Raw genomic sequence first — 12,937 nt, 5'->3', positions numbered from 1 at the left:
TGGGGATTGAGATAAATGTATCAACTTTTAACTGGGGTGCGGATTCTTGATTTAACCCGACTACTGCCCGGAGGGTATGCCAGTCAGTTGCTGGCAGATCTGGGGGCTGATGTGTTGAAGGTGGAAGATCCCTGGCAAGGGGACTATCTGCGTTGGATGAAGCCCTACTTGCCGGGTACTAAAGATAGTGCCCTTTATTGGTCCCTGAACCGCAACAAAAAGAGTCTTAAGCTGAATCTAAAAAGCAGTGCAGGACGGCAAGCCTTTTTTCGTCTGCTTACCAAGTATGACATTGTTCTGGAAGGGTTTCGGCCTGGAGTGATGGATAGCTTGGGTCTCGGTTATAAAGAGCTGCAGAAAATCAATCCTGCTGTTATCCTCTGCTCTATTTCGGGTTACGGACAGGACGGGCCGTATAGTCGACGTTCGGGTCATGATATCAATTATATGGCGCTTAGCGGGGCCTTGGGTCTTACGGGACAGGCCGGAGGGGTTCCTGTATCTCCAGCAGTTCAAGTGGCGGATATTGGTGGCGGGGCCCTCATGGCGGTGACTGGAATCTTGAGTGCCTATATCGCCCGGCAGCATACGGGTCGAGGACAATATATTGACGTCTCGATGCTGGACGGAGTGGTCTCCTGGATGGCGATGCTTTATGCTCAGAAAGCGGCTGAGAGTTTCACTCTGAAGCGTGGAGAAGGAATGTTAAACGGTGGAGAGGTTTGCTATGCTGTTTATGAGACTCGAGATGCTCGTTTTATGAGCCTTGGAGCCTTAGAACCAAAATTTTGGCAAGCTTTTTGTCAAGCTGTAGATCGTCCGGATCTTGCCGGCCAGCAATTTTCTCACGAGCCAAGGGTTTTGAGCGAGGTGGAGAAGATCTTTAAGAGTAGGACCCAGGAAGAGTGGACTGCTTTCTTCAAAGATAAAGACGTTTGCTGTGAGCCAATCTTAGAACTATCCGAAGCTCGCCAGCATCCTCAGGTTCAGGCTCGGCACCTATTTACTCCCCTTAGTCATCCTGAGAGTGAGGCTGTGGAGACTGTTAGGAATCCCCTCAAATTTCCGGATCAAGAGGAGCTGCCGGATCAAATTCCTCCGGGCTTTGGGGAACAGACGAGGGAGGTTTTAAGAGAGGTAGGTTTCAGCGAGGAGGAAATCAAGGAGTTTGAACAGTAGAGGTAGTTGAGTTGATTTGTCGAAAATTGACTTGCCTATTATAACAATGAGAGTTAGCAAAATAAATCTGATATAGGCTTTTAAGCCCCCTGATAGAGGGGCTTTTTTCTATTGAAGCTCGAATGTTCTGAAATAAAGGAATAGCCGTTGTCTAGGGAGAACAATTAGAGTGTTCCATATTTGGAGAAACCATGAAGTTGATTGTAGTTACTCCAGTTTGACGACGAGGTGAGCTTTAATGCTAATGAGCGATATGATGACCAGAGATGTTCCTCTTATTCATCCTGAAGATAATCTTAGGCAGGGGATAGAGCTTTTACGCTGGACCAAGCTGGATGCCCTACCTGTGGTAGATGAAGCTGGTTTTTTGATTGGGATTTTTACCAAAGCCAATGTACTAGATGCTTTTTTGGCCGGTGCGGACACCACTGAGAAGATTGAGAGACATTATAATCCCCAAGTCGTGACGGTCGAAGCCGACACACCTTACCGTGAAGTAGAACAGCGGGCGAAACATAGCTCAGTGGGTACGGGTGTAGTCGTAGACAAAGAAGGGAAAGCACTTGGGATTTTTACTAAGGTAGACATGATTATGGCTCTCTTTGGTGAAGCGGAACAATTGGCCACTAAGCTCAACACGGTGTATCAGGCCATGCCCAACGGAATTATCGTCGTGGATCGCAATAACCGTATCCAACAGATAAATCCGTCCGGCGAGAAAATCCTTGGCTTGGAGCAAGAAGCACTTAATGGTCGCCTGTTCAGTAGTGTTTTTCCCGGCTTAGATCTGAGCGTGGTACTAAAGCAGTCGCGACATCTAGTGGGAATTCAGACTCAAATGAATCAGGTGACCGTTCTTTGCAACATTAGCCCTGTGAGTGAGCTGGCAGGAGCAGTAATCGTTTTTCAAGCTTTGACCGATTTAGACCAAGTGGCTTTAGAGCTAGATGCTACCAAGCGCCTGTACGAGACTTTACTTACTGTCACCAATATTGCTTATGAAGCCATCTTCGTTGTAGACGACCAGGGAAAAATCACCTTGATCAATGAGGCAGCCTGCCAATTTTTTGGGAAGAGAGAAAAAGAGCTCTTGCAAGAGCCTGTAGATCAAGTGATCGAAAATACCCGTCTTCTGCGGACATTGAAAACAGGCATGGCGGAAACCAATGAAATCCAAGTCATTAACGGTCGAGCTTACATCGTCTCACGCCTACCTATTGTGCGTCAGGGTAAAATTATTGGCGCAGTGGGCAAAATTACCTTTCAGAAATTGGAAGAAGTTAAGGATGTTGCTCAAAGACTTGCTCAGATGGATCATGAGTTAAGTTTTTACAAGGAACAATTGGGCTCAACCAGACTACCGGTTACATTCAGTCAAATCATTACAGTAAGTCAGGATATGCGCCGCTTGAAGCAAGACGCGGAAATGGCTGCTCGTGGGAATTCAACAATTATGCTGACCGGAGAAAGCGGCACAGGTAAAGAACTTTTTGCCGAGGCCATTCATCAGGCAAGTCTTCGTCGCAAAGGACCCTATGTGAAGGTTAATTGCGCCGCAGTGCCTGAAAATCTTCTGGAATCGGAATTTTTCGGGTATACCAGCGGGGCGTTTACTGGAGCCCAAAAGGGAGGCAAAGCGGGTAAATTCGCGGTCGCCAATGGTGGGACGTTATTTCTAGATGAAATAGGGGATATGTCTCTCAATTTGCAGAGTAAGCTTTTGCGGGTTTTGGAGGATAAGTGTTTTGAGCCTATAGGGAGCAATGAAGTCATGAAAGTGGATGTAAGGATTATTGCAGCCACAAATCAGGATCTGATTCGAAAAGTTGAGAAGGGTGAATTCCGAAGGGATTTTTATTACCGACTTAACGTCATTAATTTTCACCTTATTCCACTGCATGCTCGATTAGAAGACGTCATTCCACTCGTTCATGTATTTTTAGAGCGGCTAAATCATGATTTTGGCAAGCAGATCGAGGGCGTTTCTCCGGATGTACACAGAACTCTTATAGGTCATCGTTGGCCAGGGAATGTGAGGGAATTGAAAAATGTCATCGAGCGAGCTGTGAATTTTGCCTCGGGAGATAGGCTGGAGCTTGAAGATTTGCCCTTTTACCTTAAAGAACCTAAGCGTGTAGAGATGGTTAGGTTTGAGAAAGGGTGGAACCTAGAAAATGCCCATGAACATTTGGATAAAGACACGTTGGAAAAGGCCTTAATCAAGGTAAATGGTAACAAGTCTGAAGCGGCGCGACTCCTAGGGATTTCACGGTCCTGGCTTTATGAAAAAATTCGGCGCTATGCGATTCGAATATAACATTTTCTTTACTGAAAGCTCACAACTTCTTAAACTTCAATTCACACTTTAAACAAACTTTATGGTTAAGATAATAGTAGGCCAATCAGATGCGCAGACTTGATTGGTAATACTTTACCTAAGGAGGAATGTTGTTTGAAGAAAAGACTTATTGTAGGGGTGCTTAGTGCAGTGTTGTTAGTAGGAGGTGCGACAACTGTTTTCGGTGCCACAGATTCTGCTAAGCTCGATGAAATTAAAAGTTTGACACAGCAAATGTTTAGCATCCAGAAACAAATCGTCGACAAAGAAGTGGAAGCAGGGCTCAGAACTGCAGAACAAGCGGACACTATGAAGAAATTTATCGACCAGCACCAAGAAGTTAGAGAACAAGCCATTGCAGACGGTAAGGTTTTCGGTCCGGGTATGGGTGGGAAAGGTATGAGAATGCGTGGCGATGCCGCTATGTTTAATAATGGTCAACCTATGACGGACGAGCAACTTAAAACATGGAGCGACGCTGCTGAAGCCCGTTTAGCTGCTCAATTAGAGGCCATGAAAAGTAATGGGAAGTTAACCGATGAGCAACTTAAAACCTGGAGTGATAAAGCGAAAGCTCAGCTAGAAGCTAAAAAAGAGGCTCTCAAGAATGGCACCTTTATGCAGGGAGACATGGGTATGGGTAAGCGCGGAGGTCATGGGGGTCGTGCTTGGGGCAGCAAAATAGCGCCTTCTGATTCAGCGCCAGCTGCAACGACTTCTGCAACAAATCTACAGTAATTGAATTGCCCCATCTCCAACCTTAGTGAACATACGTGATCTTCAGCATAAATTTAAGAGATAATGCTTAGACAACCTTGACAAGATTTTCAATGGACCATTTCAATAACTAATAGAGATTTTGGTGAAGTAGTAGGAAGTCTAAAGGGCTAAGTCATCCTGACGAGGATAACTTAGCCCTTTTCATTTTAGTAAGTTTACTTAATTAATAAAGGAAAATTGGCTAGCACCCGAAGACACTGTCTTCGCACGTATTAGTCATTCTGTCAGTCTTCAGGCGCAGGCGGTCACCTTAGTTGATAACTTATGCGCTGGCCATGACTCGAACAAGGATGTTCGAGATTAGAACACCGCCATGGATGGCAAGGTGTCGTGATGGCTGTAGCCATGGATGGCGAGAAGGGACCTTTCAGAAAGTATAGAACTGAAAGTTATACTATCTAATAGTACTAAAAAACCCTCCATAGCCTTTCGGCTTGGAGGGTTTCAAGATTAGCGATTTACCAATTGCTACGTGTACGTGGCTGATAGCAGTCACGGCAATATACTGGCTTGTCACCAGAAGGTTGGAAAGGAACGGTTGTTTCTTTTCCACAAGTAGCGCAGATAGCAGGGAACATTTCGCGTTGTTGACGCGCATAACCGCCACCGCCGCCTTGGTTTCTGGTTTGTGCTTTTTTAGCTGCACGGCACTCTGGGCAACGTCCTGGCTCATTGGTGAACCCTTTTTCAGCATAGAACTCTTGCTCGGAAGCTGTAAACTCGAAGTCACGACCACAATCTTTGCAATTTAACACTTTGTCATTGAACATTATAAAAAAACCTCCACTAATATATTACCCGCGCCTACATGGCAAGTTAACCAACTTCTTCCCGGAGCCTTAGGTAATAGAGAAGGTTTGCTTAAATCCACTAGTTTTAACGAGCTTTCATCAGTATAACTAAAAAAACTATTGATGTCAAATTATTATTTTAAACTTGCTAACATACCGAATATTTCATCGATGATTGCGGCTTGTTAAGCATACATTTCTGCTAGTAAGGCCTTAACATCTTCATTTTCTAGATATTCATCAAAGGTCATTTGTCGATCGAGGAGTCCTTTCGGTGTGATCTCAATAATCCGGTTAGCGATGGTTTGGACAAACTGGTGATCTTGGGATACGAAGAGGATATTTCCATCAAGGTTGGTTAGGGAATTATTGAGAGCTGTAATGGATTCCATATCAAGGTGGTTGGTAGGCTCGTCTAATAAGAGAACATTCGCGCCACTTAGCATCATTCTGGATACCATACAGCGTACCTTTTCTCCCCCAGAAAGCACGCGGGCCGATTTTTGGGATTCATCTCCGGAGAAAAGCATTCTGCCAAGAAATCCTCGCACGAAAGATTCATCTGGGTCTTTAGAAAATTGTCTAAGCCAATCGACAAGATTAAGATCAGTATCAAAATAAGCGGAGTTATCTTGAGGGAAGTAGGCTTGGGTCGTTGTAATTCCCCAATTGATTTCCCCTTCATCAGGCTCGATTTCACCCATTAAAACTTTAAATAAGGTAGTCTTGGCATTGCCGTCCGGACCAACAAAGGCAATTTTATCCCCTTTATTCATCATAAACGAGAGGTTATCAAGTACTTTTTGGCCATCAATGCTCACGCTCAAGTTCTTGACGGTCAAAATGTTATTGCCCGCTTCTCGGTCTGGAGTGAAAGCGATATAGGGATATTTACGGGAGGACGGTTTAATATCATCGAGGGTCAGTTTATCGAGTTGTTTTTTACGGGAGGTTGCTTGCTTTGCTTTGGAGGCATTGGAGCTAAAGCGTTGAATAAATTTTTGGAGCTCTTCAATTTTATCTTCTTTTTTACGATTTGCTTCTCTCATCAGTCTGAGGGCTAGTTGACTTGATTCATACCAGAAGTCATAGTTACCTACGTACAGTTGGACCTTCCCAAAGTCGATGTCGGCGATGTGCGTGCATACTTTGTTTAAAAAATGGCGGTCGTGCGAAACGACAATGACGGTATTCTCGTAATTGTAGAGGAAGTTTTCCAGCCATGCAATCGAATTAAGGTCAAGATGGTTGGTTGGCTCATCGAGTAAAAGAATGTTCGGGTTACCAAAGAGCGCTTGAGCAAGCAAAACACGAACTTTTTCGTTGCCGCTCAGTTCTTTCATTTTGGAACTCTGGAGATCTTTGCCGATTCCTAGTCCCATTAAGAGTTCTGAGGCCTCAGCCTCTGCTTGCCAACCATTAAGTTCTGCAAAGTCTCCCTCGAGTATGGATGCCCTAATGCCATCTTCTTCTGAAAAGTCCGGTTTGGCATAGAGAGCGTCTTTCTCTTGCATGATCTCAAATAACCTGGCGTGCCCCATTATGACAGTTTGCAACGCTTCGGATTCTTCAAATTCGAAGTGATCTTGTTTTAGGACGCCGATTCGTTCACCAGGTGTTAAGATGACATCTCCGCTCGAAGAGTCTATTTCACCCGATAATATTTTTAAAAAGGTTGATTTTCCTGCGCCATTGGCCCCAATTAAGCCGTAACAATTTCCTGGAAGAAATTTTACATTAACATCTTCAAATAATGCCCGTTTACCAAATCTTAAAGTTAACCCACTGGTACTAATCATTTTTAATCGTTCCTTTATTATAGATTTACTTATATCAAGGTTATAGTATATCATTTTTTTACAAGAAGATATAGATTGATAAAAGTGGGAATGGAAGAATTAAGCAAGCCCTCATACCTTAATCAATGGTAGAGGGCTTAGAATTCTAACATAATTTAGTCGAATTTAATCTAATCGAACCTAAAGTTTTTCCGGTTATTAAGCTGGTGCTTGGTTAAATTTTAGTGAATCGAGCTTGTTTCAGCTTCATTCAAGAGACTTCTCAGGGCTAGTATACCAGACATTGTTCTTGGAAATCCAGCACTGGGAGCCACTAAGAGAATGGCATGTTCAATTTCTTCCTTTGTGCAACCACTGCTTAAGGCTTTATAAATATGAGTTCTTAGGGCCCTGGGATACTGGCACTCTGTGGACAAGGCAACTTTAATTAACCAGCAAGTTTTTTCATCTAACGGACCACCTTCTTCGTGTATTAATCGACCATACGTTTCGTAGGCCTTATAAATACTCTCGTGATGTTCCGTAAAATACTTTAAATTAAGCTCTGTACTGTCTATGTTATCAAAAGAGTCATCCATGCGAGGTTCCCCTTCCTGTTTTTAACATTATTCTCTAGTACCTGAAGCTTTATGCATACCTGAAGATAGGTTATGATTGTTTTGCGTATCTAATCTCAGATAAGTTAGAATGGATTTAGTGAATTAAAAGGAGAGAGTCAAATGCCGAAAATGGAAATAGAACTTAAAAAAGAAGTCAGAACGGTGCTTGTGGAGACTATTAGAAGGTATTTCTGGAATGAGAGGAATGAAGAAATCAACCATTTAGGAGCTGAATTGCTACTTGACTTTATTATCAATGAAATTGGACCTTACATATATAACAGAGGGATCGAGGATTCGTACACTTATATGAATGAACGAATCGAGGATTTACTCGGTCTTGAGAAACGGCCAAGATAATGAACTCGTTAAATACAGTTGAACATTTAAAAAAGGGTAAAGGGCAACACTCCCAGTTGTAGAAGTGGAGTATCCCGATTGGAAATAATACTGGACGAGATGGAGAGGGATTTTAATGAGCTATCAAATTAGAGAAATGTCTGAAACTGATTGGGAACAAGTAAGAGATATTTACATCGAAGGGATCAATTCGGGTAACTCTACCTTCGAGACTGAAGCGCCAAGTTGGGAAGTGTGGGATGTTGCTCATGTTAAGAGCTGTCGATTAGTTGTTGTAGGCGAGGGTAAGGTTTTGGGATGGGCTGCTCTGAGTCTAGTTTCCAGTCGATGTGTTTATACGGGTGTTGCGGAAGTAAGTATTTATCTGGCCCAAGACTATTGTGGCCAAGGGATCGGATTTGGGCTTATGAAAGAATTGATTGGGTGTTCTGAGGAAAACGGTTTCTGGACGTTACAGTCAGGCATCTTCCCAGAAAATGGGGCAAGTTTAGCCTTACATAAAAAATGCGGTTTTCGCCAAGTTGGCCGACGTGAGAAGCTTGGGAAAATGAACAACGGTACTTGGCGCGATGTTGTGCAGGTGGAACGCAGGAGCGAAGTGGTGGGGACTAAGTAAGGAAGTCTTACAGGTATGGCTAAAGGGGGAGATTCACTTGAGGCGGGTAAGCTCATTGATTTTCAAAGACCTCATGTCCTTCGATCCAATCGACAAACTGCCTTGCTGTCCTTGCTGAACGGCCATTATACCATAGTGCCCATTGCAAAGCCTCTCTTTGCAAGCGTTCTTTGTCGATGCTTAAATGTCTACTAGTGGCAATCCCTTCAACTATTTTTAAATAGCGGTTTTGATCGGGTGAAGAGAAAACAACATTGATGCCAAATCGATCTGCTAAAGAGAGTTTTTCTTGCATGGTGTCACCTGCGTGTACTTCTTCATCATGGTTGTTTGATTGCAAACCCGCTCTTTCCTTGAAATACTCTTTAACTAAATGTCTGCGGTTAGAGGTGGCATAAATGAGAATGTTAGAGGTTTTGCTTTCTAGGCCACCTTCAAGTACGGCCTTCAGCGAAGTATAGTTTTCCTCATTATCTCCAAATACCAGATCATCTACGAAGATGATGAATTTTTGAGTTCGATTTTTTAACTGTCTAATAATTAGGGGAAAGTCGGCAAGATAGGCCTTGGGGACCTCTAACATACGAAGGCCTTGGGTATGATATTCATTAAGTATGGCCTTAACTGTTGAGGACTTTCCGGTACCGCGATCTCCATAGAGCAGAACATTGTTCGAGGGAAAGTCCTTCAGAAATTGAAGAGTATTTTCGATGACTCTGGAACGTTCATTTTGGTACTCCACTAATTCGTCTAAAGTGATAGGATCGGGGCTATCGATTCCCCTGATGTAACCTGAGCCGTCAATTCTTTCCCAAACAAAGGCAAAATAGCGCGCGAATAATCCACAACCGTAATGTTTATGGAACGTTTTGAGCTCGTCTAGACTGTCCTGCCAGTGCTGGCAGGAATTCAGGTGTGCTTTTATGTGATTAAGATGGTTGGAAAGAGTATGAGTTTGGGTTTCAAGAACCCACTCGGGCAGTTCCTGAATGAGAGCATTATTGGAGTCATTTTTGAATAGCTCGGTTAAGTGAGCTTTAACTAAAGCAGGATCAAGCTGTGCTATAAGTTGAAGACCTTTTAAATCTTGGGCCGCAGCTTGTTCAAGTACCTGATTGGAGTATTTAATCTGGCCAGCTTGCTGTTGAAAGGTGAATGGATTTTCATCAAAGATTATTTGCTCGAGAAGATAATCTTTAAGTGACATAGTAGTACTGTTTTCTCGAGCAAGTTCAAAGTAAAATTCATGATAGGAGTTGATAAGCTCTCGAAGCTCAATATTGGCTTTGTTTAATAAAATGAGCAGTGTTTTCAACTTACTTAATACCCTATTCTCTAAGAGTCCTCTGTAAATTGAAAGAGAATCCATTGCTAGTAAAGTTGATGATAAATTGCTGTGTTGCATAATAATCCCTCCAGTAAACAAGTATAGCATTCGAGTATTAAGAAAGAAAGAAGGGAAAAATAAAGGTTATTCTAGATCTTGTTATGAGTCTAAAGCGAAAAGTTTAAGATTCTTGATCGGATAAAATTGATATGGAAACCGATTAAGTAGCTTGGAATTAATGAATTCCAAGATGTGGCAATGATTGTTCGGGTGGTGTATAATACTAATATACAATTTAAATGCAGTTATTAAGCAATCCTTAGAGGAAACAAGGAATGAGTATATCAATTGAAGAGTTTTAGTGTAAACATTAATTATGCGTGACCTGAAGTCAATCAAATAGATGAAGTAATCAAGAAAGGAATCGTTGAAGATTGGAGTATTTCATTGACGAAGAATTGGGGGTAGTTAAGATTTGAGAGAACCAAAAGAACAGTATGAAAAACGAAAGATGTATTATGCACGACGGTTGGAAAACCTAACCCACAAAATTAACCGTTTAAGCAATATAAGACTTTTGACGTTCTTGGCTGGCAGTGGGCTGGCTGTATTTTTTTATTGGAAGCGTAGTGCTTCTTTGGGGGTGGGTATGGTGGCTTTTACAGTACTGTCATTTGCCGCCTTGGTTATTTGGCACCATACTTTAAGAAAGCGCCAAAGTTATATTCGCTTACTTTATGAAAACTATGAGCAAGCCTTGAAGCGCTTAGCCGGCGAATGGAAATCCTTCTTAGATGCAGGAGACGACTTTAAAGATCCTGCTCACCCCTATTCGGATGATCTCGATCTTTTTGGCTTTGGTTCCTTGTTTCAATGGATTAATACAGCAAAGACTTTTAGGGGAAGGGAAACGCTGAAAGAGTGGTTGTCCAAGCCCCCAGTCGAGATTGATTCGATCCTGGAAAAACAAAAAGCCATCAAAGAAGTGGCGAGGAATTTGGCTTGGCGACAGCGGTTTTTAGCGGATGCCAGCATGTCAAAGGGTACGCTGAACTCTCCACAAGCCATTATCGAATGGGCGAAGGCCTTCGACTCTAGCTATCTGAGGGTTAGAGTACTAATTCTAGGACGTGCGCTTCCGATCATTACGATCCTATTTTTGCTGCTTTATATTTTGACTAGCAAAGTTTCCTTTTGGTTCCCACTGGCGGGTATTATAATTCAGTCGCTCATTCTCTTACAGGGAAAGCAAAGAGGTAAGGTGCTCAATGCGGTTTACTCTTATCGGGAAAGTCTAAAGATTTATGAAAAGATGTTAGAGCGGTTCGAAAAACGATCCTTTCAGTCGAAATACCTTCAGTCTCTGAAAAAAGGCTTACGCGATCGTGAGGGTAAATCTGCTTCTGAACAGATCCAAAAACTTGCACGCTTGGCCGATCTAATAGCAAACCGTAATAACGCCATGTTCTTAGTCATTAATATTCTAACGCTGTGGGATATCCAATGCATGATCGCTTTGGAATCTTGGAAAGAAAAATCAGGTCGTTCTTTAGTTCGGTGGGTGGAGACGATCGCTGAATTGGAGGCTCTATCCAGTTTATCAATTATTCATTTCGATCATCTAGACTGGGGATTCCCAGAGATCAGCCCACAAAAACCAGGTATTGTGGCAATCAAAATGGGACACCCGCTTTTGAAAGAGTCCGTATGTAATGACGTAGCGATCGAGAAGCGGTCCGGAATATTGTTAATAACGGGTTCCAACATGTCTGGCAAGAGCACGTTACTTCGGACGGTAGGTATCAACCTCGTCTTGGCCTATACAGGGGCACCCGTATATGCTCAGTCCTTTAGCTGTTCCATGCTGGAAATTTATACATGTATGCGAGTGAGTGATAACCTTGGGGAAAATATCTCTTCGTTCTATGCGGAATTATTGCGAATCAAGCAGATTGTCAGTGCATCGAAGACGGATAAGAACGTTTTCTTTTTGTTAGATGAGATTTTTAAAGGGACCAATTCCCAGGACCGTCATGCAGGAGCCAAGGTGTTAATTCGGCAACTAAGCAAGGTTGGTTCGATGGGAATGGTTTCAACCCACGATTTGGAACTCGGAGACCTCGAGCGAGAAAACGACCGAAAAATTCGAAACTATCATTTCCGAGAGTATTATAAAAACGATGAAATTCAGTTTGACTACAAACTAAGAGCTGGAATTTCCACGACGCGAAATGCGATGTATTTAATCAAAATGGCGGGAATTGAGGTGGATGCAGCGGATTAGGCGAACGCCCTCTCTAGGCTTGTGGAGAGGGCGTATTGTTCAATTTATTGATTTTTTTAACAGGTTTTGATTAGATGGTCTTTCCTAGCTAGAGTAGGTTAAGTAGAGAGAGGAGAGAACTATGATTATTGTAAGCGCGTGTTTGCTCGGGCTGAATACAAAGTATGACGGCAAAACCAATGCCCATGCGATGCTTCAGAAATACAGTACCAAGGGAAAGTTTATTCCAGTTTGCCCAGAGCAACTAGGTGGTTTGCCAACTCCCAGAGTGCCCGTAGAGATTATCGGTGGAACAGGTCAAGGTGTTCTTAGTGGAGATTGTGTGGCCCAAGGGGAGCAGGGAGAAGTAGTCACCTGGGAATTTATCCTGGGGGCCAAAGAAGTGCTTAAAATCGTCGAGCTAGTTCCGGTCACTGCCGCGATTCTCAAGGAGCGTAGTCCTTCCTGTGGCGTAAATTGTATTTATGATGGAAGCTTTTCACACAGGATCATATCAGGTCAGGGAGTGACCGCGGCTTTGTTGAAAGAGCATAATATCCCGATCTATTCGGAAGAGGAACTGACTGAGGAGAGGTTAGTTGAGTTATTAGAAAGAGTTTAACCCTTATTTTTTTGTAATAGCGACTCGCCAAACGTCAGGCCCTTCTTGAAGATAGTCCCAAGTAAACAGTCCGGCATGTTCTGCAGAAAACAGATAGTAAAGTGGTTTGGGGTCATGGTCGTTGGTGAGTTCCATTGTTTCGCCCGATTTTAGACTATTCCACGTGCTGAAAATGTTAGGTTGCTTATCCTTAGGAGCATATTGACGAACGTCTATTTGGGCCGCGAATGAAGTCATTTTGATTTCCTCCTTAAAGCTTAAAT

General features: G+C 43.0%; 12 protein-coding genes. 7 read left to right on the top strand and 5 right to left on the bottom strand.

What is annotated here, in order from left to right; all coding sequences use genetic code 11:
• The first annotated feature begins 15 nt into the window (after positions 1-15).
• The 3 genes from ACYQ3Q_RS04100 to ACYQ3Q_RS04090 all read left to right on the top strand — a co-directional run bounded on the left by ACYQ3Q_RS04100 (position 16) and on the right by ACYQ3Q_RS04090 (position 4,255).
• The gene (locus ACYQ3Q_RS04100; protein ID WP_459927380.1) at positions 16-1,179 is read left to right on the top strand and encodes a CaiB/BaiF CoA transferase family protein; all 1,164 of its coding nucleotides are present in this window, start codon (positions 16-18) and stop codon (positions 1,177-1,179) included.
• Positions 1,180-1,417: 238 nt separating this feature from the next.
• A complete protein-coding gene (locus tag ACYQ3Q_RS04095; protein ID WP_459927379.1) occupies positions 1,418-3,496 on the top strand; it encodes a sigma 54-interacting transcriptional regulator in 2,079 nt (692 codons plus the stop codon).
• A gap of 135 nt (positions 3,497-3,631) precedes the next feature.
• A complete protein-coding gene (locus tag ACYQ3Q_RS04090; RefSeq protein ID WP_459927378.1) occupies positions 3,632-4,255 on the top strand; it encodes a DUF2680 domain-containing protein in 624 nt (207 codons plus the stop codon).
• A gap of 500 nt (positions 4,256-4,755) precedes the next feature.
• Here ACYQ3Q_RS04090 and ACYQ3Q_RS04085 read toward each other — a convergent pair whose 3' ends face one another.
• From ACYQ3Q_RS04085 to ACYQ3Q_RS04075, 3 genes are all read right to left on the bottom strand, one after another.
• Complete coding sequence (locus ACYQ3Q_RS04085; protein ID WP_291300189.1) at positions 4,756-5,067, bottom strand: zinc-ribbon domain containing protein; 312 nt, start codon at positions 5,065-5,067, stop codon at positions 4,756-4,758.
• A 206-nt stretch (positions 5,068-5,273) separates the two neighbouring features.
• A complete protein-coding gene (locus ACYQ3Q_RS04080; protein ID WP_459927377.1) occupies positions 5,274-6,887 on the bottom strand; it encodes an ABC-F family ATP-binding cassette domain-containing protein in 1,614 nt (537 codons plus the stop codon).
• Positions 6,888-7,108: 221 nt separating this feature from the next.
• A complete protein-coding gene (locus ACYQ3Q_RS04075) occupies positions 7,109-7,465 on the bottom strand; it encodes a carboxymuconolactone decarboxylase family protein (protein ID WP_459927376.1) in 357 nt (118 codons plus the stop codon).
• 141 nt (positions 7,466-7,606) lie between these two features.
• On the opposite strand from ACYQ3Q_RS04075, the gene ACYQ3Q_RS04070 reads away from it, so the two are divergent.
• Positions 7,607-7,846 carry a DUF2164 domain-containing protein gene (locus tag ACYQ3Q_RS04070; protein ID WP_034143132.1) on the top strand — a complete coding sequence of 80 codons (240 nt, stop codon included), beginning with the start codon at positions 7,607-7,609 and terminating at the stop codon, positions 7,844-7,846.
• Positions 7,847-7,961: 115 nt separating this feature from the next.
• Complete coding sequence (locus tag ACYQ3Q_RS04065) at positions 7,962-8,462, top strand: GNAT family N-acetyltransferase (protein WP_459927375.1); 501 nt, start codon at positions 7,962-7,964, stop codon at positions 8,460-8,462.
• A gap of 52 nt (positions 8,463-8,514) precedes the next feature.
• Here the strand turns inward: ACYQ3Q_RS04065 and ACYQ3Q_RS04060 are convergent, their stop codons facing one another.
• Positions 8,515-9,867 carry an ATP-binding protein gene (locus ACYQ3Q_RS04060; RefSeq protein ID WP_459927374.1) on the bottom strand — a complete coding sequence of 451 codons (1,353 nt, stop codon included), beginning with the start codon at positions 9,865-9,867 and terminating at the stop codon, positions 8,515-8,517.
• A 433-nt stretch (positions 9,868-10,300) separates the two neighbouring features.
• Here ACYQ3Q_RS04060 and ACYQ3Q_RS04055 point away from each other — a divergent pair, with 433 nt between their 5' ends.
• Together ACYQ3Q_RS04055 and ACYQ3Q_RS04050 are read left to right on the top strand one after the other, a co-directional pair.
• Entirely contained in the window at positions 10,301-12,073 is a 1,773-nt protein-coding gene (locus ACYQ3Q_RS04055) for a MutS family DNA mismatch repair protein (RefSeq protein WP_459927577.1), read from the top strand.
• A 121-nt stretch (positions 12,074-12,194) separates the two neighbouring features.
• A complete protein-coding gene (locus ACYQ3Q_RS04050) occupies positions 12,195-12,674 on the top strand; it encodes a 2-thiouracil desulfurase family protein (RefSeq protein WP_459927373.1) in 480 nt (159 codons plus the stop codon).
• Between the two features lie 3 nt (positions 12,675-12,677).
• Here ACYQ3Q_RS04050 and ACYQ3Q_RS04045 read toward each other — a convergent pair whose 3' ends face one another.
• On the bottom strand, positions 12,678-12,911 hold the full coding sequence (locus ACYQ3Q_RS04045) for a DUF2249 domain-containing protein (RefSeq protein ID WP_459927372.1): 234 nt from the start codon (positions 12,909-12,911) through the stop codon (positions 12,678-12,680).
• Between the last annotated feature and the right edge of the window lie 26 nt (positions 12,912-12,937).

The sequence above is a fragment of the Desulfosporosinus burensis genome (assembly GCF_054657535.1).
The sequence above is the reverse complement of the archived record's forward strand: the minus strand, read 5'-3'. Positions and strand labels throughout refer to the sequence as shown.